Raw genomic sequence first — 25,814 nt, 5'->3', positions numbered from 1 at the left:
CCTTAGTTTTTACCCTTTCCTGTACTTTTTTTAGAACTGTTGTTTACTTTTGCTACGAAATAAATCTCTAACATTATTGTCCACTTACAAACACCACAACAATGAAACGCTCTCAGTTGTCCTCCTTCCTCCTCCTCTTATTTGCTTCTCTTATCATCGTATCGTGTAGCAAAAAAGAAGACCCTGAGCCATCACTTGCCGACCAAGTAGCTGGTAATTATACAGCTACAAGTTTAGGATTTTCTGGAATTTCGGTTCCCCTCCCTTTCACAGACCCGACTGATGGAGTAACTATATCTGGCAAAATCGAAATCAAAAAAGTAACCGATGATACTGTAGATGGTAAATTGATTCTTATTTATAAAGAACCCACAGGGCAGCCTGAAGAAGATCCAGCTGATTTGAAAGGTATATCTCTTAAAAAAGCAACGAATGGTGAGATTGAAGCTTATGCAGGTACAACTAAAGTAGGTACCTACGCCAACAACGAACTAAAATTATCTATCAATGATGCTGATTTAGGAGTAGTTACAATTACTGGAAAAAAATAAATTTCTTGGTATTTTTTTCTAAATTAGGCCAGTGAATTTCCAATTCACTGGCCTAATTATTTTATTATTAGTTATTTACCATGTCTTTATTTTTATAATGATGAAAAGTATAGTTTTTTCCCTTTTATTCACCTTTTCAATTGCTTCTTGTAGTAAAAAAGAAGAACTCCCCCCTTCACTTGCGAATCAAGTAGTAGGAAGCTATACTTTTGTGAGGGAAGAATACAACGGATTCAATATCGTATACCCCTATACCCATCCTACTACAGGGCAAATCACTTCTGGCACAATAGAAGTAACAAAACTGAGCGACGAAAACGTATCTGCTAAGATGGTTTATAATTTTACGGATAAAACCGGAAAACTCACTTCAGATTCGCAAAATTTGGGGGAAGCAACCCTTAGACAACTACCATCCGGCGAAATCGAAGCTTACCAAGGCAAACTTCGAGTCGCTGTCTGTTATAACAATGAAATGAGGCTATCGGGCAGTGACCCAGATTTAGGAAAATATACCCTAGTCACCAAGAAATAAGCTCTCTAGGCACTCGTCATCTCCTCGCTTTCACCTACTTGCTGACGCCACATAGCATAGTATAGTCCTTTCTGAGTCAGCAGATCTTCGTGCTTTCCAGATTCGATGATTTTTCCTTTTTCTAATACGATGATTCTGTCGGCGTGCATAATCGTACTCAAGCGGTGGGCAATCAAGACCGTAATATGCTGCTGATTGCGCGATAAATCGCGAATCGTTTGCGTGATTTCTTCTTCGGTAAGAGAGTCTAGTGCAGAAGTTGCTTCATCAAAAATCAACAAATTGGGATGACGCAAAAGCGCCCGCGCTATGGAGAGTCGCTGTTTTTCACCTCCAGACACTTTCATGCCTCCTTCTCCAATGACTGTATCGAGGCCATTATCGGCGCGATTGAGCAATGAATACGCTGCCGCTTTCTGTAATACCGCCAAACTCTCTTCGTCGGTCGCGGTGGGTTTTACAAAGAGTAGATTTTCGCGAATAGTTCCTGAAAATAATTGTGCGTCTTGAGCCACAAAACCAATTTGTTCGCGTAGCTCGTCTTTATCAATCTCTCGACTATCGATTCCATTATAAGTAAGATGCCCTTCTTCGGGGTCGTATAAGCCCACAAGGAGTTTAATCAGCGTTGTTTTTCCACTACCTGAAGGCCCCGCAAACGCAACAGTTTCTCCTTTTTTCACTTCAAAATTTACGTCCTTAAGTGCATGACGACCCGCAGTGAGATGTTTGAAAGATACATCATGAAAACCGATTTTTTCGATTCGCGTCAATTCAACGGGTTTGGTAGGCTTGGCCTCAATAGGTTTACTCAAAATATCCCTAAAATTGTTGAGCGATACTTCGGCCTCTCGATAGAGTTGTATTACATTTCCAAGTTCTTGAAGAGGTCCGAAGATAAAAAACGAATACAGCAACAATGAAAAATATTGCCCAATGGTAAGTACTTCTTTGAAAATAAGCCAAAGCATCAAGGCTACAATACAGCTTCGGAGAAAATTGATAGTGGTACCCTGTACAAACCCTAAAGTCCTGACAAACTTAACCTTACGAAGCTCAAGGCCGAGTATTTTTTCTGTATTCCCATTCAAACGTTTGATTTCTTGGTCAGTAAGCCCCAGACTCTTTACCAATTCAATATTGCGGAGAGATTCGGTAGTACTTCCTGCGAGAGCGGTAGTTTCGGAGACAATTTTAGTTTGTATTTTTTTGATGCGTTTGCTTAGTACCGAGCTCAACCACGCAATCACGGGAATGGTAAGAAAATATACCGGAGCTATAGGCCAATAAATACTCCATGCGTAGATAATCACGAATGTAATCCCAATTACGGACTGAAATACCACATTGACCACCGACGTAATCATACGCTCAGTGTCGGTTTTTACTTTTTGCAACACCCCCAAGGTTTGTCCGCTACGTTGGTCTTCAAATACCTGATAGGGTAAAGCAAGCGAGTGCTTAATTCCGTCGGTATAAATCTGTGTACCAACCTTTTGCGTAATGACACTTATGAAATAATCTTGGAAGTTTTTGGCAATACGCGACACCATAGCAGCTCCAATAGCCAGGCCAACGTATTTTAAGACCCCCCAAATGTAATCGCTTTCAGAAAAGTCTTTGATATGCGACGCATAACGGTCAATCACTAAACGATAAATGTAGGGGTCAAGCAAAGAAAAAATTTGATTGACAGCAGCCAGCGTAAGGGCCACCGTAATGAGTTTCCAATAAGGACGAAGGTAGCGGTAAAGTATATCCATGAGTGAAAAACACCGCTTTTCCCCTTTCTGTTCCGCATACTCTATCTAAAAATAGTGTTTTAATTTTTTTTGAAACGATATAAATAAGGTGCCTTATTGGCCGCTCCGGTATAGCGTTTTTCGATACGTTCTAAAATATCCAAACTCAGCATTTTGCGTTGAAAATTGTTTCGGCGCAACGATTCTCCCAAAACTCCTTCGTAAAGTTTTTGTAGTTCATTCATCGTAAATACATCAGGTAAAAGGCTCGTTCCTACGACCTTAGAATCGAGATTAAAGCGAAGAGTCTCTAAGGCTTTTTCGATCATTTCTTGGTGGTCAAAAGCCAGAACAGGCAACTTATCAACCTCAAACCATTCGCAAGCCAGCGTTACTTCATTGACTTTGGCGTGCACTTTCGAAAAGTCCACCAAGGCATAATAACCTATAGAAACAAACCTTTTCAACAACCAATCCGCTTCAATACCTACCGAATGATTGGCGGTCAAAAAATCCTCTATGGATTGTTTGGTAGGTCGCTTAGCTTTCCCAAAAACCCGAAATTGCTCTAAATAAATATCAGATACACCAGTTCTATTGTATAGAATATTTCTTGCCGCATCATCAATATCTTCCTCCTGCTCGACAAACCCTACTGGTAGCAGCCAATTTTGCACTCCTTTGGTTTTCAAAAGCAGAATATGAAGCTGATTTTCATGAAAACCAAATACGACACAAGCAATAGAAAGTTGGGGTATAAAAAAATCTTTTTTGGACAAAAATGTTGATATTTCTTCTGAATCAGACATCATAAATTGACTATAATAGATAGATACAATATTGTTATAATTTGTTTTCTCGAATACTTAAACTCCCTACTACCCATACAGGAGACTTTATTAACTTCTATCGAAATTGTAATAATTTAACTTTGCCTTAGGTAGCGATATACGTTAGATAAACGTAACCAAGTAGGATCTGCTTGTGGAATACCAATAAAAAATGAAAAAAAAATTATTGTATCTTTAAAATATGAAACCAACAACCTTTTCATCTCGACGAAAATTCATCAAAGCATCGACAAGTATGGCCGCAAGCTGGGCTTTGCTGCCAGATATTGACATTGCTTTTTCTAAACCTCCTTTCAATCAATCACCCAACATGACAGTCACTAAAAGTCTTATTGGCATCTATGGCCAATGGGCCGCTTCCTTAGTCCCCAACCTCCCCGCGTTATCGTTTCGGCAAAGTAAATGGAATGATACAAAAAAATGGCAAAAAGAAGCACTAGCCAAAACCAATGAGCTACTATCAAAGCCTAATTTAGGAAAAACCCCCACCGTGACGGTTGAAAAGAAATATACTTACGACGGTCTGGATATTGAAGAACTTTCATGGCAGCTTCCTTATGGACGTGCGACCAAAGCGTATTTGCTCAAACCACAAGGAACACAAAAGCCACTGCCTGCGATTTTGGCCCTTCACGACCACGGAGGCAATAAATATTTTGGAAAACGTAAAATCGTAAAACTTTCAGACGAACAGCATCCGCTGCTTAAAGACCACCAAGAGCATTATTACGGTGGCAAAGCTTGGGCCAACGAAATCGCCAAAAGAGGTTATGTAGTACTGGTGCATGATACTTTTGCTTTTGAGAGTCGGAGGGTTTTGTACGAAGAAGTGGGCGGTTTCTTCTGGGGACCTCTCAAAACCGACGGAAAATCGGATGCCGAGCCCGAAAAGCCTGAAAACATCCAAGCTTATAATACCTGGGCAAGCGAACACGAGCATGTAATGTCAAAGTCGTTGTTTTGTGGTGGCACCACTTGGCCAGGTGTAGTACTGGCCGAAGATCAAGTTGCCCTCGACATCCTGAGTAATCGTCCTGAAGTAGATAAAAACCGTATCGGCTGTGCAGGGCTATCAGGAGGAGGGCTTCGCACGACCTATTTAGGCGGACTTGATCCCCGTATCAAATGCGCCGTGTGTGTGGGTTTTATGTCTACTTGGGATGACTTCACCCTCCACAAATCCTACACTCATACATGGATGCTGTATGTTCCATTGCTTCCTAATTACTTGGATTTTCCTGAAATATTGGGTATCAGAGCTCCACTCCCTACTATGGTACAAAACAACAATGACGATGATTTGTTTACCTTACCCGAAATGAAAAAAGCAGATGTCATTTTGCAAGAAATATTCAAAAAAGCAGGCGCAGCCGACCACTATCAAGGCAAGTTTTATGAGGGCGAACACAAGTTTGACCAATCCATGCAAAAAGATGCCTTTGAGTGGTTTGATAAATGGTTGAAAAGTTAAACTTAGTACTTTTTCTTCTGCTGTTACTTTAAACTCACTACACTCCGATTCGCCTTAATTCAGCACTCTGAGGTAGTGAGTATCCTTGTTTTTCGTTATTCCTTCCACCAAGATTCTATCTGCCTTTAACAGCTCTTTTTCAGTCGATATTTATCTGCTTTTAAGCATAAAAACACAGAAAATAAATAGTATGTACGGTTTTCATTCGTACCTTGCACCCCCATATTCAACTCACAATTATCGTTATGCCTCCAAAAATTCGTAAAGAGGACGCACTCTATTACCACTCAAAGGGCCGTCCTGGCAAGATTCAGGTTGTTCCAACAAAAGAGACCAACAACCAACTCGACCTTTCTCTGGCTTACTCTCCAGGAGTAGCCGAGCCGTGTATGGAAATCCACCACAATGTCGACGACGTCTATAAATATACGGCCAAAGGCAACCTAGTGGCGGTCATTAGCAATGGTACAGCCGTACTAGGCCTGGGCGACATTGGGCCAGAAGCGGGTAAACCTGTTATGGAAGGAAAAGGGATTTTGTTCAAAATTTATGCCGATATAGACGTATTTGACCTTGAACTCAATACCAAAAACGTAGACGAATTTGTCAGAACCGTCAAAATTTTAGAACCTACTTTTGGGGGAGTAAACTTAGAAGACATCAAAGCACCCGAATGCTTTGAAATCGAACGTCGCCTCAAAGAAGAGCTTAATATTCCTGTCATGCACGATGACCAGCATGGCACGGCCATCATCAGCGCAGCAGCGCTCTTGAATGGGCTTGATTTGGTCAACAAAAAAATTGAAGACATTCGAGTAGTGGTATCAGGCGCGGGCGCATCGGCTATTTCGTGTACCAAGCTTTACATCTCACTAGGTGTAAAACGTTCAAACGTAGATATGTTTGACAGTAAAGGACATATCAACACAGCTCGTACCGACCTTGATGCCATGAAAGCAGAATTTGCGTCTGAGCGTCGTTTTGATTCTCTAGCCGATGCAATGGTAGGTGCTGATTTGTTTTTAGGATTATCAAAAGCCAACGTTGTTTCACAAGACATGGTACGCTCTATGGCCAAAGACCCGATGGTATTTGCTATGGCCAACCCCAACCCCGAAATCCCCTACCCTGATGCTGTAGCTGCCCGCGAGGATGTAATCATGGCTACGGGGCGTTCAGATTATCCAAATCAAGTTAATAATGTACTGGGTTTCCCTTATATCTTTAGAGGGGCTTTGGATGTACGCGCTCGCGAAATCAACGAAGAAATGAAGCTAGCTGCCGTACGCGCCTTGGCAGATTTGGCAAAAAAACCCGTTCCTGATATTGTTAATTTAGCCTATAACACCGACAACCTCACTTTTGGCCGCGAATATATCATCCCCAAACCCGTTGACCCGCGTTTGCTTACGACCCTTGCTCCTGCCGTAGCCAAAGCAGCTATGGACAGCGGCATGGCCCAATATCCTATCACAGACTGGGATGCTTATATTCAGCAGCTTGAAAAACGCTTAGGACAAGACAATCAAATCTCTCGCGTCATTATCAACAAAGCGCGCCGTGCGCCCAAGAGAGTGGTTTTTGCCGATGCCGAAAACGTACAAGTACTCAAAGCAGCTCAGCAAGTACGCGATGAAGGGATTGCCACTCCTATTTTATTGGGAAAAGAAGACAAGATTCGGGGTATTATCCAAGCCAATAAATTGGATATGGCCGATGTCCCCGTCATCGATCCTTACAATCCTGACCAATCGGCCAATATCGACCGTTATGCCGAGGTATACTTCAAAAAACGCCAACGCAAAGGTGTAAACATCATTGAAGCTCGCAAGATGATGTACTACCGTAGTTCTTTTGGTGCCATGATGGTAGAAATGGGAGAAGCCGACGCCCTGATTTCAGGGTTGACGCGCAACTATCCTGATACCATCCGTCCTGCCCTCCAAATCATTGGAAAAGAAGCGGGTGTGAAAAAAGTAGCGGGGATGTACATTTTGCTTACGCGCCGTGGACCTTTATTTTTGGCCGATACCACTGTCAACTTTAATCCTTCCGTTGATGATATTGTAGAAATTACAGAACTGACAGCACAGGCCGTAGAACGCTTTAATATCAAACCTCGCATTGCGTTAGTTACTTATTCCAACTTTGGAAGTGCCAAAGGAGAAGATGCGGAGAAAATGAGCGCTGCTGCGGCTATTCTCCAACAAAAACATCCCGAAATGATTGTAGACGGTGAAATGCAGGCTCACTTACCCTTTGATACTGAGCTTCTCCGTACCAACCACCCCTTTAGCAAGCTTACCGAAGATGGCGCTAATACGCTTATCTTCCCCAACTTATCGGCCAGCAATATCGCTTACAACTTATTAAAAGAAGTAGGTGAATATGAGGCTATTGGCCCTATTTTGTTAGGAATGCGTAAACCTGTGTATGTATTACAGCTAGGTAGTTCGGTCCGCGAAATCGTCAATATGGTAGCTATCGCAGTGGTAGAGGCCCAAATGAAGGAGTAACTCCCAAATTTCAAATCATTAAGTAGCATCAACAAAATGGGCAAGCTGAAGAAATTAGCTTGCCCATTTTTCTAACATTAATATTTTTATTTATTGGCTACTTTTCCCCAAGTATCTTTCAGGCCGACAGTACGATTAAATATCAATTTTTCGTCGGTACTATCGATATCTAAGCAAAAATACCCTTTTCGCATAAACTGAAACTTAGCGCCGATAGCGGCATCTTTTAAGGCAGGTTCCGCATAGCCTGTCACGATTTGTAAAGAATCTGGATTGATATAATCTTTAAAATCTCCTTCGGCATTAGAGAGGTCTTCTACTTTAAAAAGTCGGTCGTATTGACGAATCTCTACCGAAAGTGCTTGATTAACAGCCACCCAATGGAGCGTCCCTTTGACATTGATACCAGAAGTATCATTACCACTCTTACTGTTTTCGATGTAGCTACAGTGAAGCTCTGTCACTTCTCCATTTTCGTCTTTGATGACCTCATCACAACGAATGATGTACGCGCTTTTGAGACGCACCATTTGTCCGGGAGCTAAGCGGAAATACTTTTTGGGAGGATTTTCCATAAAATCTTCCCGCTCAATGTATATCTCACGACTAAACGGCACTTCTCTCATGCCTCCGTTGGGATCTTCGGGATTGTTTTCGCTGTAGCACATTTCTACTTCTCCTTCCGGAAAATTAGTAATCACTACTTTGATAGGGTCTAAAACAACCATACGACGTTCGGCCACTTTATTGAGATGGTCACGCACACAAAACTCCAAAAGACTTATGTCAATCAACTGAATATTTTTGGTCACCCCAGCTCTGTCACAAAACTCCCGAATCGACTCAGGCGTATAACCCCGTCGCCGCATCCCCGAAAGTGTAGGCATTCGAGGATCGTCCCAGCCTGTCACGTGCTTTTCGTTGACTAATTGTAACAACTTACGCTTGCTCATCACGGTATAAGTGAGATTCAAACGCGAAAACTCGTATTGTTTAGAAGGAAAAATCTCTAGATTGTTGATACACCAATCGTACAGCTCGCGGTGAGGTACAAACTCCAACGTACAAATCGAATGCGTAATTTTTTCAATCGAATCTGACTGTCCATGCGCAAAATCATACATCGGGTAGATGCACCACTTATCACCCGTACGGTGATGATGGGCAAATTTGATACGATATAGCACAGGGTCTCTCATAATCATATTGGGAGAAGCCATATCGATTTTTGCACGCAGTGTGCGAGTTCCTTCCGCAAATTCTCCATTTTTCATCTTGACAAACAAGTCAAGATTTTCTTCGACTGTCCTATTGCGATAAGGGCTATTGGTACCAGGCTCAGTAGGAGTGCCTTTCATAGCGGCCATTTGCTCGGAAGTAGAATCATCGACGTATGCCAATCCCTTCTGAATGAGAACAATCGCAAATTGATATAACTCATCAAAGTAATCAGAAGCATAAAATTCGTTAACCCACTGAAAGCCTAACCATTGCACATCATTTTTGATTGATTCGACATACTCAGTATCTTCAGTGACGGGATTGGTATCATCAAAACGAAGATTGGTAGCTCCTCCATATTTTTGAGCTGCTCCAAAGTTCAAACAAATAGACTTGGCATGCCCAATGTGCAAATACCCGTTGGGCTCAGGTGGAAATCGCGTCAATACTCGGCCGCCGTGTTTCCCCAAACGGAGGTCTTCTTCGATGATTTGCTCGATGAAGTTCAATGATTTTTCTTCGGTGGATTCTTTGCTAATGTCACTCATTCTTTTTGTATTTAACAATAAATAGGCTAGGTATGCTGCTTGTCGGTTTCTAATTAGAACTTTTCTAATAACTGACAATTATTTTTTAAGCCTTAGAAAACGCAAAAGTAGTACAATTCGATTTGATTGGTATTGCAATACAACGCGAAAAATAAGATAAAATCACCAATGTATCGTACTTTATTTTATGGTCTTTTTTTCTTTTTGGTAGATTTTATCCATTTATGTACTTCTTTTATCTGTTTCAAATCAGCCATTAAACCCGTTTTTTAGCTTCATTGGGGATTGAATGGGGCTAGAATTAATTATAGTATTTTTTCTACAGCTCAAAAAAAATAAAACTATTTGGAGACTAAAGCCGTTTAATAAATGAATTGAAAACGAGACTTACCCAAGGGCTTTGGTACCACGCCCAACGGTCGAGAGGGTGTTGCAGACAGACTTTCTGACGACTCCTCGGCACGTTCGTCACAATCACATTTGAAATTGAATACATTATTGGCATGAACAACCCTAGAGTGGCAGTTTTTCGCAAGGCCCACTTCAATGCAGCACATCGTTTGCACAATCCGTCGTGGTCGCAGGAGCAAAATGAACGTGTATTTGGAAAATGTAATTTACCTAATTATCACGGTCATAATTATGAGCTTATTGTGCAAGTCACAGGGGAAGTAGACCCCCAAACGGGCTATGTAGTGGATCTAAAGTGGCTGAACGATTTGATTGAAGAAAATGTTTTACAAAAGTTCGACCACAAAAATCTTAACCTTGATACTGAGGAATTTAAACATCTCAACCCTAGTGCTGAGAACATTGCAATTGTGATTCATAACATCTTACGTGGGCATCTGGAGACCACATTTGACTTGAAAATACGACTATATGAAACCGAACGAAACTTCGTGGAGTATCCCGCATGACAACCAAGACCTTTTGGATTTAACCATTGATGAATGGGGAGACGACCACGGATTGAGTGCTTACAACACTCCCCTGCGCTCCGATGCTTTTGAGTTGAGTGACGTAGAAAAAGTGGCCAAAATTGAACACCATTTTCGAGAAATTATGGAAACTTTGGGCCTGGACCTTACCGACGACAGCCTCAAAGGAACTCCACTCCGGGTGGCCAAAATGTATGTTAAAGAAATTTTTGGAGGTCTCAACCCCGCCAACAAACCTAAGGCTACACTTTTTGAAAATAAGTACAAGTACAATGAAATGTTGGTAGAAAAAGACATTAGTTTTTACTCCAACTGTGAGCATCACTTTGTACCTATTTTTGGAAAAGCGCACGTCGCTTACATTTCGAGCGGGAAGGTAATTGGCCTTTCCAAACTCAACCGAATCGTACAATATTTTGCCAAACGGCCACAAGTCCAAGAACGCCTTACCGTACAAATAGCCAAAGAGCTGGAAAGCATCTTAGATACGCCCAATGTAGCCGTAGTAATGGATGCCAAACATCTATGCGTAGCTTCGCGGGGTGTACAAGACGATACTAGTACAACTGTGACGGCTTATTATGGTGGGAAATTTCAAGAAGCTGACACAAAAAACGAGTTTTTGAAATACTTGGAACTTAGCAAATAAACGTCCAACTAAGAGAGACAATTGATTGATTTTCAATATATTCAGTCAACCTCCAATAAAGTCAAAGCAGCGCGGGCCTTGTTGTCCACGCTGTTTTTGTATTCATGCTTTGGGTAGTTGAGAGCCAGCTTGAAGTATTCAATTGCCTTGCTTTTTAGGTTTTTGTTTTGGTAAATATAGCCTAACTGTAAGGCCGAAGTTGCCCCAAAATACAAACTTTGAGATTTGCTCAATACGATAGCTCGTTCGTAATGAGGTATCGCTGCTTCGGCTTGATTCTGACGTTGCAGAATCCGCCCCCAACGATACTGAAATTCAGCTTTGTCGCTTGTCCGTACAAATACCTCTTCTTGGTAAGGCTTCAAGACTTGTGCTGCTTCCGCCAAATACCCTCCATCAAAAGCAAAACGAGCTTTCATCAAAGTCTTTTGCTGCTCCGAAATCTCGCCTTTCTTGAAATTTTGAGCAAATTTTTCGGCAAATTTATCAGCTTCCACATACGCACTCCCTACCTTTGGGATACGATCCAAATACGGTATGGCAGCCTGCGCTTGTCCTGCAAGCCAATAGCTCAAAAACAATTTTAGTTGGGTATCTTTCAAGAAATTTTGGCCTCGATAATTTTTCAGAAAACCCTCAAAAAGAGACCTACACTCCTCATAATCACCTTTTTGTAACAAAATCTCACCTTTCAAATAATCTAAGAAAGGAAAAGGTAAATACTCTTTTCCCGTAGGGCGAGCCGAAAGGAATTGTAGTGCTTGGGTTCCTCGTCCGTCTTTCATTGAAATGGTAGTACCGAAAAAATGAAGTAAGAGATTTTGGGCGTCACTTTCAACCAAGGCTATTAGCTCCTTGTTTTGTACTTCAGTGTATTTCAAGACATAAGCATGCAGCAAAGCAGACACCAGTTGCGCTTCAATCCTGAGTAATGAATCTTGCTCAATCACTTTTTGTAATTCGCTCAATCCCAACGGAATATTACCACGCAATCCGAGCAGTTTGGTTACCCATTGATAGTTTTGCGGCGCTGACCCAATCAATACATGAAGCATTCCGAGAGATTTGTAGGTGCTAATAAAGTGGGGATACTTTTTTGCGTTTTCTTCCAACAACCGATACGCCTTAATGATGTCCCAGCAAGCACTTACTTCTTTTCCAAATTTTAGTTTTACAAAAGCCCAGTGAAGACGTATCTCGGCTTGCCACAAACGCTGATAAGGGGAAGTCGAAGGCAATTCACTCAAAATCTCCAAACGCTGGTCTTGACGAGGGGCAAGCTGATCAAAAAGCTTTTTCTCATCACTCACCAGCAAGGTCACCATGTCTGCATAGTCTTCCACATATACTTTAAAAGCATTGGTTTGGGCTTCTTTTCCTAACAATGTACGAGCCACACCGACCTTCATCCTAAATACCTCCCGATAAGCTTGCTGTTGTAGAGGAGTAATGGTATAGGGCGCGTTTTGAGCTATCAAAGACCCAGAAAACAGTATCCATACCAAACATCTCACTATACTATTCAAGCTTGCTTTTCGAATCATTTTAGGTAATGTTTTGGATGACGGCTTTCTTTTGTTGGAACAAAAATGCATCTCCCACTTGCTTTCCCATCAAAGAAGCACCTAATGGCGATTGTGGAGATACTACGATTATTTTTTGTCCCGACACCATCACTACTCCTACGCTTACAGCAATCAAAAAATCACCCAAAGACGAATGTACCAATGCTCCTAGACCTACCCTTTCAAAATTAAAAGAAGGATCAATTCGCTCTAAGACCGCCCGTTCTTGACGCAATTGCTCATAAAGCTGCGCATGGCGGTCACGTTCGATTTGGGCCATGGCGCGAGCAGTTTCGTATTTGTCACCCGCACTGCTTTTGGTTTCTTCATTGGCCGAATCTTGCGCCGATTGCATGGCATCATAGGCCGCTTGCATGCGCGTATCTAGTTGATTTTTGAGGATTTGTAGTAATTCTAATTTCATTTATGGAAGAAAAAAGAGCATTAGAATTTTCTAACGCTCTTTTCTTAAGTTTAAAGGCGGTGATTAATAATTTGGTCGTAGGTGCCGGCAAAAGCCGATTGTTTTACACCTTCTGACGACAGAAAATCGTGCGGAAATCCTAGCTCAATTTTACTGATTTCGTTCAAACGCTCCATCATTTCGTCAGGAATGACCGAGTTTAGACTTTCTAAAGAATCTTTGATTTGCTCCACACGACGCGAACCAATAATGGGCATTACATTAGACACCCGCTGACGCACCCAGTTGATAGCCACTTGGGTAGGTGTACATCCCAACTCTTGAGCGATACTTACTACTTCTTGGGCGATTTCCATACTGCGGTCATTGCGACGGAGGCTATTTTCAGGCACTCTTCCCCCTTCACCACGGAGGTATTTGCCAGTGAGGGCGCCGCCCCCAATCACCCCCCAAGGCGTAACGGCCATATCAAGGGCTTTGGCCATGGGCAGCAAATCCCTTTCAGCTCCCCTTTGAAGCAACGAATATTCGATTTGTAAAGCGGCAAATTGATTCCAGCCCCTAAGTTCGGCCAGCATATTGGCCCTAGAAATCACCCAAGCGGGCGTATCCGAAATCCCAATATAATGCACTTTACCACTGCGAATCAAATCATCCAATCCCCGCATCACCTCATCGACGGGCGTGGTAAAATCCCACATATGTACCCAAAACAAGTCTATATAATCGGTATTGAGTCGCTTCAAGCTTTCGTTTATCGAGCGAATCATGTTTTTGCGATGATTTCCCGCAAAGTTGGGATCCCCATCACGGTCCATCAAGGTATATTTGGTCGAAACCACAAAATGATCCCGATCAGAGGCGATAAAATCTCCCAAGTATTTTTCGGAGGTACCTTCTGTGTACCTATTGGCAGTATCCAAAAAATTACCGCCAGCTTTGGTATAAGCATCAAAAATTTTTTTACTTTCATGCTTATCGGCCCCCCACCCCCATTCGTTACCAAAAGTCATCGTACCTAAGCAAATTTCCGAAACGCGCAGGCCAGATTTTCCCAATAATTTGAATTTCATAGTTAAAATGTTTGTTTGATGAAAGTAGGACGGGAATAGTATTTTCGCCCAAAATTAAGGATAAAATTGGTTCATTATGTGTTTTCGCAATTCCTTAACCGCCACCGTTGCGGAAATAGAGCAACGTTTAGAAGCTGAAATGGAAGTTGATGCCGCTGACTTCCAGCCTATTTATCACGCCAATGGATTCGACTACCCCAAATGGCCCGTCGTAACTGCGCAAGCTCCCCGTCGTATTCAATTTTTTAATTGGGGTTTAGTTCCTCACTGGGTCAAAACCGTAGCCGAAGCCGAAGAAATGCGCCCTTTGACACTCAATGCCAAAGTCGAAACGCTCGGTCAAAAACCCTCCTTCAAATACGCCCTCCAAAATGCCCAAAGGTGTCTGATACCTTCTACGGGTTTCTTTGAGTGGCAAACCGTCAACAAACAGAAATACCCTTATTATATTAGGCTACGCAATCAACCCATTTTTGCCATGGCAGGAGTATGGGAAAGCTGGGTCAACCCCGCCCACACAGACGATGTCTGGAATACATTCAGTATTATTACGACAGAGGCCAACCCTCTTATGGCAAAGATTCACAATACCAAACAGCGCATGCCTTTGCTTCTTCTTCCTGGTACAGAAACAATTTGGTTACAAAACAATTTACCTACTGCGGCGTTAAAAGAAATAGCCAAACCACTTGATGATAGTCTTATGGAAGCATTTACAATCAGTCGTCGCCTTAGCAATCAACGTAGCAATCCAAATGTTCCAGAAGTTTTGTTGCCAATGGCCTATCCTGAACTCTCCCAACAACAGCTCTCTTTATTTTAACTTTTGTAAATGATTATAAAACTTTTGGCTAGTAACTAGACTCTAACCAAATCTCACACTTAACCATTCTCATGTTAAAGAAACTCTTCATTTGGGCTTGTATCTGCGGATTGTGCGGAGGACTTTCTTCTTGTTTTCGTTCATGGCGAAAAAGTGATCGAGAGATCAGAGAACATTATGCCAACCGAAACATTAAACCTACTTATTATACCATCCAAAACGACAGTCTACGGTTGTTTGTCGCCACCACTGGAGCCGATACGCTACCCCCACTTTTGTTGATTCATGGCGCCCCCGGTGCTTGGTATGGCTATATGAACATGGTAGACGATAGCTTGTTACAACAAAAATACCACATTATCGCCATCGACCGCTTAGGCTACAATCACTCTAGTTATCGCAAAAAACGATTTGTGACTTCTATCGACACACAAGCTCGTGCTGCTGCTCTTGCCTTGAGTCTTAATCATTCGCGCCAAAAAGGAGTGATTTTGGGACGCTCATATGGTGCTCCTATCGCCGCCAAAATCGCCATCTTAAATCCTCAAAGGTTCAATAAACTAGTGATGCTGGCTCCCGCTATTGATCCCTCCACAGAAAAGTTCTGGTGGTTTTCGAAGCCTGCCAAGTGGTGGATAGTGCGAATGTGGCTACCACATCGCCTCAATGTGGCCACCTTCGAAAAGTTTGCCCATGTCAAAGAGTTGGAAAAACTCAGTAATGAATGGTCGCAATTGGAAGTACCTACCACGGTGGTTCAAGGCGGCAAAGACTGGATTGTGGACCCTTCCAATCTGGATTTTGCCCGAAAACAGCTTACCAACAAGACCGCTGAGTTTATCTATTTGCCAGAAGCAGGCCATCTTATTTCTTATTCGCATCCCGATTTGGTACGTAAATTGGTCACCACCTTGTTTGATTCTGGCTCAGGCAATCCTATGGCCACTGCCAGTAGTGGTGGTCAAGAGGGTCACTAAAACAAGCCTACCTCTAGCAGAAGGGCTATTTTATTTGTTTTGTGGCAGGATGTTTTTTGTCGTACTTTCACGATTTAAACATTCATCCAAATGAAACCATTTTTTATATCATTTTTAGTAGCCCTGCTAAGTTTGTGGGTATCAAGCGCATTTAAGACCAGACCTTCATTATCCTCAGCCCATATCATCACTGGAGCTGACCAGCCTTCTGAATATATACCCTATCTGAAAGGGAAAAAAGTAGGAATGGTCATCAATCAAACCTCTATCATTGGGAATAAAATAAGCGTAGACAGTCTTCTTCAAATGGGTGTAACCATTGCTAAGATTTTTGGTCCCGAGCATGGTTTTAGGGGAAATGCCAGCAATGGCGCCAAAGTAGATGATAGCGTAGATGCTAAAACGGGCATTCCCGTCATTTCTCTTTATGGTAAAAACCGCAAACCTAGCGCCGACCACCTCAAAGACCTGGATGTAATGATTTTTGATGTGCAAGACGTAGGTGCCAGGTTTTATACATACATCAATACACTGGCTCACGTAATGGAATCTTGCGCTCTCAACAACAAAGAGCTGATTATATTTGACCGCCCCAACCCGCACGGTTTTTGTGTAGATGGCCCCATCTTAGAGCCTCATCTCAAATCAGGCATTGGGATGTTTGCAATTCCTATTACACATGGGCTTACGATTGGCGAATTTGCCCAAATGCTCAACGGCGAAGGTTGGCTTCCCAATCAAGTGAAGTGTAAGCTCAAAATTATAAAAGTAGCCAACTATACCCATGACATGGGGTATACGCTGCCCGTAGCTCCTTCCCCCAACCTCAATACACAGCAGTCTATCATGCTTTATCCAAGTATTTGTTGGTTTGAAGGCACTATCATAAGCCAAGGACGTGGTACTTATATGCCTTTTGCGGTACTTGGTGCTCCCGCTCTTAAAGGCAAATACAGCTTTTCGTTTAAACCTGTCAGTATCCCAGGTATGAGTGAGACGCCGCTCCACCAAGATACCGAATGCTACGGCCTTGATCTTCGCCAATACGACACCTCCATTTTTCTCAAAACAAAAAAACTCAATCTAAAGTGGCTAATGGAACTCTACGCTGCTTATCCTGTGAAAGAAAAGTTTTTTAATAATGTTCAAACCCATCAAATGGGTGTGTTCAATAAGCTTTCGGGAAATGAAGCTTTACAACAACAAATTATTGCAGGCAAGAGTGAGGAAGAAATCAGAAAAAGTTGGGAGCCTGGTCTTTCTAATTTTAAGAAAATGCGCCAGAAATATTTACTATATCCTTAAAACTAAAAGTGGCTAAAGAGACTTTACTAGACTTTACTCTGCCTTAAGTGCTATCAAAGCAAACAAAACCCGCTAGTGCAAGTTTAGGCTACTAGCGGGTTTATAAATTTATTAGAGTAAGATAAATTTGAGTGATTGGAGATAAAAGAACAAATACAAAATAAAATCCCTCGCAACTACTCAAACCCCTTAGGTAGTATGAGGGAGATTTTCATCATAGGTCAAGTTGTGATTGAATCATCATTGCAAATTTATGCAAAGTTTTAAAAACAAAACAACTTTTTGTTGCATTTTTTTGCAAAGTTTTTTTTGATTAATTTTCCACTCAATTTATGAAGCAGCTAGATCGATTTTTTAATTCTATACTTAACTTAACCTATGATAAAAGAAGAACGCCAAAAGCTCATTATTGAGAAGCTCAATCGTGACCAAAAAATCAATTTACTTGAGCTAAGTCAACTCTTAAATGTATCATATGACAGTATCCGAAGAGACGTTATTGAACTAGAAGACAAGGGTTTACTAAAAAAAGTACATGGAGGAGCTGTCGCTAATTCTTACTTATCGTTCAAGACCACGCAAGGCTACGGCATGGACAATCAAGAAGTATTACATCTTACACGTAAAGCCCAGAAACTCTTCGAAAATCATCAAACTATTTTGATGGACGGAGGAACTACTAACTTCCACATTGCGGAGCAGTTTCCCAAAAACCTAGAACTTACCGTGATTACTAACAGCCTACCTCTTGCTACTGTCCTCAATGACCATCCCAAAGTAGAAACCATACTGCTTGGCGGCACCTACCATAAGCGGTATCAGATTACGATTGGCCATGAGGTAATGCGCCAACTCGACCATTTTAGAGTAGACCTTTACTTAATGGGATTCAATGGTTTACACCCCCAAACTGGCGTTACGTTGCGGCATTATGAAGAATCGGTATTAAAGCAAAAAATGGCACAATCTGCCAATAAAGTCGCAGTGTGTGCCATTGCTGAAAAACTTCATAATATAGAAACTTACAAAGTTTGTGACATTCAGGAGATAGATATTTTGGTAACAAGTTTCAAACCCACCGATGTCTCTTTACAAGATTTTCGCAAACATGGTATTGAGCTTCTGTAAAGTTTGCAAAAATTTGCAAACTTTAGATTTCAGAAAATATCAATTTATAACTTAAAGGGCTTAGTTAGTCGTTATCTTGCTCTTCTTCCAATTTAGATACTAGTATCTTATCAATACGACTTTTGTCCATATCGATGATTTCGAAGCGATACTCCTGCCATTTAAAATGTTCGCCGGTATTGGGAATATCTTTCAGAATATGAAGGGCAAAACCTCCCAGCGTGTTGAAGCCGGTTAAATCAACTTTGTTTTCGACGGTGATATCAAAATGTTCTAAGAAGTCCTCCCAAGGAAGCTGCGCATCTACCAAAAAACTTCCGTCTTCACGTTCTACAATGTCATAATTGAATTCATTGGTTTCCGACAAGTCCCCTACCAAAGCATCCAAAATATCGTTGAGAGTGGCAATCCCTTGTAGAGACCCATATTCGTCTACGATAACTCCGAAGTGAACGCGTTTTTCTTTAAACTTCTGTAATACTTCGTAAGCCTTGTTGTTTTCGGCAATATAAAGAGCCTCACGCTTATAACTTTCTAGATTGGCAATTTCGTCGTCGAGCGAATTTTCTAATAAATCTTTGACATACACTAACCCTACCACGTTGTCGATACTATCATGACATAAAGGATAAACCGAATGCCTAAATTCCAAAATCCGTCGTTTATTTTCCTCAATTGTATCAGCCGTATCGAGCCATACTACTTCTTGCCGGTTGGTCATGAGAGAAGTGATTTTGCGGTCTCCTAGATGAAATACATTTTCCACAATTTCCTGCTCTATCTCATCAATGACGCCGCCCGTAGTCCCTTCCTGAATGATTGTTTTTATTTCTTCTTCGGTGATAGCTTGGTTTTGTTGTTTGATGCGTAGCACCTTCATAATCAAATCGCTTGACTTTGCCAACAACCAGATGAAAGGAGCAGTAAGATTAGAAAGCCAATTCATGGGTGTCGCCATAAACTTGGCAATCCCCTCTGGATTCGACATGCCTATACGCTTGGGTACCAGTTCACCCAAAACCAACGATAAATACGTCACAAAAAGCACCACTCCACCTACCGCTATGGTATGAGCGTAAGGTTTGAGGGGTTCGTATTGCTCAATAAACGCCTGAAAGTCGTTGGTAATACGCTCTCCACTAAATACCCCGTTTAGGATACCAATGAGAGTAATACCAATTTGAACAGTAGATAAAAAACGGTTGGGGGAATTGGCCAAAGCGAGTGCATGTTCGGCTTGTCGGTCTCCGTTACGAGCCGCAGTTTCCAATTTCGACTTTCGCGATGAGACCAGCGCGATTTCCGACATCGAAAAAACTCCATTAATAAGAACGAGTAGAACAATAACAAGTAGCTCCACGTAGAGGGGGGATGTTGATACAAATGCAAAAATATCAAAACTATTTGCTATCCAAAACAAAGGCATTTACTAATTTTGTCATGTTTTACTGTTTTACTACGCGAATGATCATTTTTATCAAAGACCGCCCGATTCGGATAATAAACGAAAAAGCTGCACAGAAGCTTCCACACCGCATTACATTTGACAAAATCATCGATGCTCATCTAGAAATGCTGAAGGTGGGTAGCTTGAAAGGTCATTTGCTCATTCTGAACGCAACGCCTATCACCGCCGAAAAACTCTTTCACTTCCTCAACAACTTTGATTTGCCTGATCTACAATCGATTTACTTAGTTCCAAAAGACAAAGAAGCAGTCGAAAAAAGGCTCAAAAAAATTTATTCTGTGGTAAAAGCCGCTGGTGGAATTGTGACCAAAGACAATCAGTTTTTACTCATGTTTCGGAGGGGTGTTTGGGACTTACCCAAAGGCAAACTTGACCCCAACGAAAAGTCAAAAAAAGCAGCTGTTCGCGAGGTAGAAGAAGAGACCGGAGTCAAGGCCGAAATCGTCGAGAAAGTTTGCACTACTTGGCATACTTATACCCAAAACAATCAAAAGATTCTTAAGCGTACCAAATGGTATTGGATGCGTAGTCTTGATGACTCCAAAATGAAGCCTCAGCAAGACGAAGGTATTGAGCAACTTGTATGGATGACCGACGCTGAAGCCCGCCCTCATTTGGTCAAATCGTTCAGTTCGATTCGCTATGTAATTGATTGCTTTTTGGGGCAAGAAGTAGATATTGAGTAGAATAATAGCTAAAAAAGCTAGCCTTTATGAATTCAATAAAAGCTAGCTTTTGTTTTTCAAGGTAGTGTTATTCAAAAATCGTTTTCATCCTTTTAATTATTTCTTCCAATCGCTCACGCGGACAGGCGAAATTGAGTCGGATAAAACCTGCACCGTCAAATTGCGCTCCGTCAGAGATTCCTACTCCTGCGGCCTCCAATTGCTGTGCTATGTTGGCAATCCCAGTGGCGCGGGTATCTATCCATGCCAAGTAGGTGGCCTCAAGCGGTACCATATGCAAGCCCTTGATACTCGATACCTCTCGGTACAAAAGGTCGTGATTTTGACGCAAATACCCCAACAACTCCTCATGCCACTGGCCTCCGTCTCGATAAGCGGCCAAGGCTGCTTCATAGGCATAAGCCGAAAGCATGGGCATCAAACCCGCTTTGGTTTTGAGAAAATTGGCCCTGATGGTGTCGTTGGGAATCACGGCAAACGAGCAGCCTAAGCCTGCAATGTTGAAAGTTTTACTTGGAGCCAACAGAGTAATGGTATTTTGCTCGGCTTCTGGACTTAGGGTAGCCATCGTAAAATGACTTTTATCTTCATCCAAAATAAGGTCACAATGGATTTCGTCAGAACATACCACAATACCATGCCGATGACAAATCTCAAACAAACGGCTTTGTTCTTCTTTTGTAAAAACAGTACCAGCGGGATTGTGAGGATTGCACAATAAAAACAGTTTAGTTTCGGGCGTAATGACCGCCTCTAATGCCTCAAAATCATAAGTCCAACGATTGTGTTCTAACACCAAAGGCACTTTAATCAGTGCGCGATTGGCGGCTTTGGTTTCGAGCATAAAAGGATGATAAACAGGCGTTCCCATCAAAACCCCCTCGCCTTCTTTGGTAAGGGTCCTAATCGATAGTCCGATACCTGATACTAGCCCGGGCAGCCATACAATCCACTCTTTTTTAATTTTCCAATGATGACGCTTTTGCAAACGCTCCACTACTATCTCTTCTAGCTCATCGGGGCAATGTGAATAGCCAAATACGCCGTGTCGTGTTATTTTATCTAAAGCTTCTAATATAGGCGGAGCAGCTTTGAAGTCCATGTCTGCCACCCAGGCCGGGATAACATTTGGGTCGGTGTATTTGTCCCATTTATAACTATTTGTATTGGTACGGTCAATCAGTTCGTCAAAAATACTCATTTTTAAAAAGTTATTGATTATCTGTTGTTGCATCAAAATACCCAACAGATAATCTAATTTTGATTAGTGCGTTGGTTTATCTTTTGCAGGAGCCGATGCGTGATAATCTCTCCGAATCATTTCGGCATATTTATCCATTAACTCCATTACTCGTTTTTGACTATCAGACTGTACGATAAGCCCTACATGGTATTCTTCTTTCATGCGCCAGACGATTTCGGGATCATCAAAAGGCGACATATCGGGCCACTGTTGCCGTGCTAGTGAAATGATAATACCCGAATATTTTTTTTGTACTGTCGGTAAAGTATATCCCTGTCCTTTGGCTTTGGCAGTTTCGATGAGCGCCCACTCACGCCAAAGGTTAATCCCCGACGAAAAGTCAACCATCTCCGCCAAATGCGCCCCTCCTACCCTAGAAGCCGTTTCGAGAAAATAAAATTCACCATCTTCATAGCATTTGATGACTTCTGTGTGCGACGCACTAAAATTCATATGAAACGCCTTCAATACCTGCTCGTTTATCTTTTTGAGGGCTTTGGCGTCTTTTGAATTAAACTCCACCGTCACTGACCTAAAAATCCCGCCACCGTGGGCTACTTCAAAAGGGGTATTGAGGTATTGGCTACTTCGCTCAAAAATCACCTTACCATCGAGCGTAAGCGCATCTACGTGATATACATCGCCAGGCTTAAATTGCTCAATCAAAAACATATGCCGCTCTTCGCCCAAACTATGTACCGTTTGCCAAGCTTCGTCGAAACTATGTACTTTTTTAATTCCCGCCGCCGATGCTTCCGCACGCGGCTTAATGACCCAAGGCGGAGTCGTAGATTTTAGATATTCGGTAATTTCAACATCATTAAACAAAGCCGAAAATGCCGGTACTTTGATGCCTTCATCTTGGGCTTGTACGCGCATTGCGAGTTTGTCACGAAAATAGCGAGCGGTAGTTTGTCCCATGCCCGGAATCCGAAAATGCTCCCGAACAATAGCTGCTTTTTCAACATCAAAATCATCAAGAGCTACCACTCGGTCAATCTTGCGGCTCCGCATGACATACGCCAATCCTTTGATCATATTTTCAAAATTGGCGAGTGTATTGGAATCATCTTCTAAATAAAAAAACTCGTCGATGCTTTCATAGGGCCAAGCTTTTCCTTCAGTACGTTTGGCAGTCAACAACAAAACCGTATTGCCCGCTTCTTTACAAGCCTTCAAAAAATCCCCTCCTTTGAAATAACACGTGATACAGAGAAAAGTCAAACTCATCTTGGATTGGTAGTTTAGCGTTGATAAAAGTTGGTCTGTATGTTTATAGATGTCTTAGTTCGCTATTTTTGGAGCCAGAAACGTCCATTTTCCAATCAAACTCACGATAATTGAAAAGAAAACGTTTTTTTTGCAGGCACATTCCAAACATACAAACTATCAATCTTTCAAACAAACGTAAATTGTGAATTTCCCCATTTTCGTAGCCCGCCGAATTCGTCAACCTCAACAAGCCACTTTTTCGGCCACCGTCTCGCGCGTGGGCATCATCACTATCGCTTTGGGAGTGGCAGTAGGTATTGTAGCTTTGGCGGTATTGTTTGGGTTTAAAAACACAATTTATCAAAAGGTATTTGTGTTTGGTTCTCACCTTCAAGTATCCAAATTGAGCCTTAATCAGTCTTTTGAAGAGCCTCCCATACCTCTACATACCTCCGCATACGATCAATGGCAGCAAATCCCCGGCATCAGACATCGTCAAGCGATTGCGCACAAGGCGGGTATCCTCAAAACTCCCGAAGAACTCCAAGGAGCAATCGTCAAAGGAGTAGGCAAAGATTATGATTGGCCACTTTTTAAAGAAAGTTTGGTAGAAGGCCGCCCGATACAGTTTTCGGATACAACCGATGCCAAAGAGATTATTTTGAGTAGAATCATTGCCCGAAAACTAAACTTAAAGGTAGGTGATGACGTAGTGATGTATTTTGTACAAAATCCTCCACGAGTTCGAAAACTACAAGTGGTTGGCATCTATGAAACTAACCTTGAAGAATTTGACAATCAGCTCATTATTGGAGATATCGCCCTCATTCAACGCCTCAATGGCTGGGGAGCAGATTCGGTGGGAGGATATGAGTTTTTTGTTAAAGATTTTGAAAAACTTGATCTTACAGCCAAAGAATTGTTTGCCCGCCTCCCAGCTGATATGCGCGTAGAGCGAGTGACGGAGCGCTTCCGGCCTCTGTTTGAATGGCTTCAGCTGCTCGACCAAAACACCCTCGTCTTATTTGTGTTGGTACTCTTTGTGACTTGCTTCAATATCGCCTCGGTCTTGCTCGTGATGATGATGGAGCGTACTCCAATGGTGGGATTACTCAAGACCCTCGGTAGTCCCAACATCCAAATCAGGCGCATCTTTTTTTATGTTGGACTCCAGTTGGCTATCAAAGGGTTGGTCATTGGCAATATCGTAGGACTTGGATTTTGTTGGTTACAGTATCAATTTAAAATCATCCCTCTTGATGCCGCCAATTACTTCATGAATACCGTCCCTATCAAATTCGATTGGAGTTCTATTTTACTACTCAATTTGGGTATTTTGGCACTTATCGCGCTTATTTTACTCATCCCTACCCTCATCATCAGTCGCATACGTCCTGTGCAAGCTTTGGTATTTAAGAAATAATATCCCGTTAAATAAAATACGTCCCATTTCGGTAAGGGTAAAACTACCCTTAGGTGTCAATGTGGTAAAACAGCCATTCAAATATGACACCTCGTTATTGTATTTTATGGGCGCAAGCCATTGTATTTCTTGTTTTTACAAGTTGCCAAAATCGCCTATCTCGTGTAGGCGCACCCGCCGAGCTATCGGTCGAAATCACCCCCGAACGCGTCCAACGAGGAGCTTATCTCGCCAATCATGTAGCAGTGTGCATGGATTGTCATTCGCGACGCAATGATAACCAATTTGCGGGTCCTATCGTTGGGGGTTCCGAAGGAGCTGGCGGAACCCGATTTGACCACAAAATGGGCATTCCGGGCGTTTTTTATGGCAAAAACCTCACCCCTGCCGCGCTTTACAACTGGACCGATGGCGAACTCTATCGGGCAATTACGTCGGGAGTCTCTAAAGAAGGCAAGGCATTGTTGCCCCTCATGCCTTATCTTAATTATGGTAAAATGGCTTCTGAAGATATCAAATCAATCATCGCTTACTTGCGCAGCCTTCCCTCTATTCCCAACGACGTCCCCGATTCTAAACCTGACTTTTGGTTAAAACCACTCCTCAAAAAAATGCCCCAAAAAGCACTTTCTCAACCTAAGCCTGCTCTTCAGGATTCGATTGGGTACGGAAAATACTTAGCAACCTTTGCAGGATGTGCCGATTGTCATACGCCACGCCGAATGGGAATGCCACTCAAAAATAAAGGTTTTGCGGGAGGAACACCCTTCAAACTCCCAAGCGGGACGGTCACCTCTGCCAACATTACCCCCGATACACATACTGGCATCGGACGCTGGACCAAAGCAGATTTTATTGCTCGATTTAGGGCTTTTGACCCCCTCAGTTTTAAGCCTTTTGATACCCAAGAAGGTTTCAATACACCTATGCCTTGGCTTTTGTACAGTGGCATGACCGACGAAGATTTAGGGGCTATATATAGCTATCTCCAGTCGCTTCGTCCTATCAAAAATGAAGTTGTGCTTTTTAAACACCACCCAAACTCCCTTACTGACTTAGCTAGCCCTATAGCAGGCAGCTACGAAGTAAAAGAACTCCAAGTATTTGATAAAAAAATAAATACTACTCAAGGTTTTAGTGGCACCATCATTTTGAGTAAAATCAACAGAACTAGCATAAAAATCGACATCGATATTCATCACCAAGACGCAGAAGCCACGCCTGTGAGTAGTATTTGCGACCTTGTATCAGCAAAGCATAAAATGAGCCTTATTGAAGTCACCACCAAAGACGAAATCGGCTATGTCTCCAAAGGAAAAATTTATTTGTTGTCCCAAGATTCAAAGGGTGCTAAGACCAAAATTGTGGCTTATATGAAAGGAAAGTAAAGAGCATACTTTTAGCAAATGCGGTGGCATTGCAAACGAAATTTTGGATTTAGGTGTTCAGAACAAAAAGCGAG

General features: G+C 42.1%; 22 protein-coding genes. 13 read left to right on the top strand and 9 right to left on the bottom strand.

Annotated elements, in window-relative coordinates:
• The first annotated feature begins 101 nt into the window (after positions 1-101).
• A complete protein-coding gene (locus P1X15_RS15795; protein WP_277339094.1) occupies positions 102-551 on the top strand; it encodes a hypothetical protein in 450 nt (149 codons plus the stop codon).
• A gap of 97 nt (positions 552-648) precedes the next feature.
• Positions 649-1,086 carry a hypothetical protein gene (locus tag P1X15_RS15790; protein WP_277339093.1) on the top strand — a complete coding sequence of 146 codons (438 nt, stop codon included), beginning with the start codon at positions 649-651 and terminating at the stop codon, positions 1,084-1,086.
• Between the two features lie 5 nt (positions 1,087-1,091).
• Here P1X15_RS15790 and P1X15_RS15785 read toward each other — a convergent pair whose 3' ends face one another.
• Positions 1,092-2,849: an ABC transporter ATP-binding protein gene (locus tag P1X15_RS15785; protein WP_277339092.1), complete on the bottom strand. Its 1,758-nt coding sequence runs from the start codon at positions 2,847-2,849 to the stop codon at positions 1,092-1,094.
• Positions 2,850-2,908: 59 nt separating this feature from the next.
• Positions 2,909-3,640 (bottom strand): NrtR DNA-binding winged helix domain-containing protein, encoded by a 732-nt coding sequence (locus tag P1X15_RS15780; RefSeq protein WP_310586023.1) that lies wholly within the window; start codon positions 3,638-3,640, stop codon positions 2,909-2,911.
• Positions 3,641-3,860: 220 nt separating this feature from the next.
• Between P1X15_RS15780 and P1X15_RS15775 the strand changes: the two genes are divergently transcribed.
• On the top strand, positions 3,861-5,150 hold the full coding sequence (locus tag P1X15_RS15775; protein WP_277339091.1) for a dienelactone hydrolase family protein: 1,290 nt from the start codon (positions 3,861-3,863) through the stop codon (positions 5,148-5,150).
• Positions 5,151-5,395: 245 nt separating this feature from the next.
• A complete protein-coding gene (locus P1X15_RS15770) occupies positions 5,396-7,666 on the top strand; it encodes an NADP-dependent malic enzyme (RefSeq protein WP_277339090.1) in 2,271 nt (756 codons plus the stop codon).
• 86 nt (positions 7,667-7,752) lie between these two features.
• Here the strand turns inward: P1X15_RS15770 and P1X15_RS15765 are convergent, their stop codons facing one another.
• A complete protein-coding gene (locus P1X15_RS15765; RefSeq protein ID WP_277339089.1) occupies positions 7,753-9,435 on the bottom strand; it encodes a glutamine--tRNA ligase/YqeY domain fusion protein in 1,683 nt (560 codons plus the stop codon).
• Positions 9,436-9,938: 503 nt separating this feature from the next.
• Between P1X15_RS15765 and P1X15_RS15760 the strand changes: the two genes are divergently transcribed.
• Together P1X15_RS15760 and folE are read left to right on the top strand one after the other, a co-directional pair.
• Positions 9,939-10,355, top strand: a complete 417-nt coding sequence (locus tag P1X15_RS15760; protein ID WP_277339088.1) for a 6-carboxytetrahydropterin synthase — start codon at positions 9,939-9,941, stop codon at positions 10,353-10,355.
• A complete protein-coding gene (gene folE / locus P1X15_RS15755) occupies positions 10,318-11,025 on the top strand; it encodes a GTP cyclohydrolase I FolE (RefSeq protein WP_277339087.1) in 708 nt (235 codons plus the stop codon). The genes P1X15_RS15760 and folE overlap by 38 nt, the downstream gene beginning before the upstream one ends.
• Before the next feature lie 41 nt (positions 11,026-11,066).
• Here the strand turns inward: folE and P1X15_RS15750 are convergent, their stop codons facing one another.
• The 3 genes from P1X15_RS15750 to P1X15_RS15740 are packed head-to-tail and all read right to left on the bottom strand — an operon-like array spanning position 11,067 to position 14,087.
• Positions 11,067-12,569, bottom strand: a complete 1,503-nt coding sequence (locus P1X15_RS15750; RefSeq protein WP_277339086.1) for a lipopolysaccharide assembly protein LapB — start codon at positions 12,567-12,569, stop codon at positions 11,067-11,069.
• Between the two features lies 1 nt (position 12,570).
• Positions 12,571-13,014 (bottom strand): transcription elongation factor, encoded by a 444-nt coding sequence (locus P1X15_RS15745; RefSeq protein WP_277339085.1) that lies wholly within the window; start codon positions 13,012-13,014, stop codon positions 12,571-12,573.
• Between the two features lie 50 nt (positions 13,015-13,064).
• Positions 13,065-14,087, bottom strand: coding sequence for an aldo/keto reductase (locus P1X15_RS15740; RefSeq protein WP_277339084.1), 1,023 nt, complete (start codon positions 14,085-14,087; stop codon positions 13,065-13,067).
• 76 nt (positions 14,088-14,163) lie between these two features.
• On the opposite strand from P1X15_RS15740, the gene P1X15_RS15735 reads away from it, so the two are divergent.
• From P1X15_RS15735 to P1X15_RS15720, 4 genes are all read left to right on the top strand, one after another.
• Complete coding sequence (locus tag P1X15_RS15735; RefSeq protein ID WP_277339083.1) at positions 14,164-14,910, top strand: SOS response-associated peptidase; 747 nt, start codon at positions 14,164-14,166, stop codon at positions 14,908-14,910.
• 71 nt (positions 14,911-14,981) lie between these two features.
• Entirely contained in the window at positions 14,982-15,887 is a 906-nt protein-coding gene (locus P1X15_RS15730) for an alpha/beta fold hydrolase (protein ID WP_277339082.1), read from the top strand.
• Between the two features lie 90 nt (positions 15,888-15,977).
• Positions 15,978-17,192 carry a DUF1343 domain-containing protein gene (locus P1X15_RS15725; RefSeq protein WP_277339081.1) on the top strand — a complete coding sequence of 405 codons (1,215 nt, stop codon included), beginning with the start codon at positions 15,978-15,980 and terminating at the stop codon, positions 17,190-17,192.
• A gap of 378 nt (positions 17,193-17,570) precedes the next feature.
• Positions 17,571-18,320 carry a DeoR/GlpR family DNA-binding transcription regulator gene (locus tag P1X15_RS15720; protein WP_277339080.1) on the top strand — a complete coding sequence of 250 codons (750 nt, stop codon included), beginning with the start codon at positions 17,571-17,573 and terminating at the stop codon, positions 18,318-18,320.
• Positions 18,321-18,384: 64 nt separating this feature from the next.
• Here the strand turns inward: P1X15_RS15720 and P1X15_RS15715 are convergent, their stop codons facing one another.
• Entirely contained in the window at positions 18,385-19,680 is a 1,296-nt protein-coding gene (locus tag P1X15_RS15715; RefSeq protein WP_277339079.1) for a hemolysin family protein, read from the bottom strand.
• A gap of 80 nt (positions 19,681-19,760) precedes the next feature.
• Here P1X15_RS15715 and P1X15_RS15710 point away from each other — a divergent pair, with 80 nt between their 5' ends.
• The gene (locus tag P1X15_RS15710; protein ID WP_310586022.1) at positions 19,761-20,474 is read left to right on the top strand and encodes an NUDIX domain-containing protein; all 714 of its coding nucleotides are present in this window, start codon (positions 19,761-19,763) and stop codon (positions 20,472-20,474) included.
• Between the two features lie 67 nt (positions 20,475-20,541).
• Here the strand turns inward: P1X15_RS15710 and P1X15_RS15705 are convergent, their stop codons facing one another.
• Positions 20,542-21,675: a MalY/PatB family protein gene (locus P1X15_RS15705; protein ID WP_277339078.1), complete on the bottom strand. Its 1,134-nt coding sequence runs from the start codon at positions 21,673-21,675 to the stop codon at positions 20,542-20,544.
• 63 nt (positions 21,676-21,738) lie between these two features.
• Positions 21,739-22,947 (bottom strand): acetyl-CoA carboxylase biotin carboxylase subunit family protein, encoded by a 1,209-nt coding sequence (locus tag P1X15_RS15700; RefSeq protein WP_277339077.1) that lies wholly within the window; start codon positions 22,945-22,947, stop codon positions 21,739-21,741.
• A gap of 184 nt (positions 22,948-23,131) precedes the next feature.
• Here P1X15_RS15700 and P1X15_RS15695 point away from each other — a divergent pair, with 184 nt between their 5' ends.
• A complete protein-coding gene (locus P1X15_RS15695; protein ID WP_277339076.1) occupies positions 23,132-24,352 on the top strand; it encodes an FtsX-like permease family protein in 1,221 nt (406 codons plus the stop codon).
• An 83-nt stretch (positions 24,353-24,435) separates the two neighbouring features.
• The gene (locus tag P1X15_RS15690) at positions 24,436-25,740 is read left to right on the top strand and encodes a c-type cytochrome (protein ID WP_277339075.1); all 1,305 of its coding nucleotides are present in this window, start codon (positions 24,436-24,438) and stop codon (positions 25,738-25,740) included.
• Positions 25,741-25,814: the final 74 nt, after the last annotated feature.

It is taken from the genome of Runella sp. MFBS21 (assembly GCF_029433105.1).
In the GTDB taxonomy this organism is placed as follows: Bacteria; Bacteroidota; Bacteroidia; order Cytophagales; family Spirosomataceae; genus Runella.
Note: the sequence above shows the minus strand (reverse complement) of the source record. Positions and strands in the feature narration are given on the sequence as shown.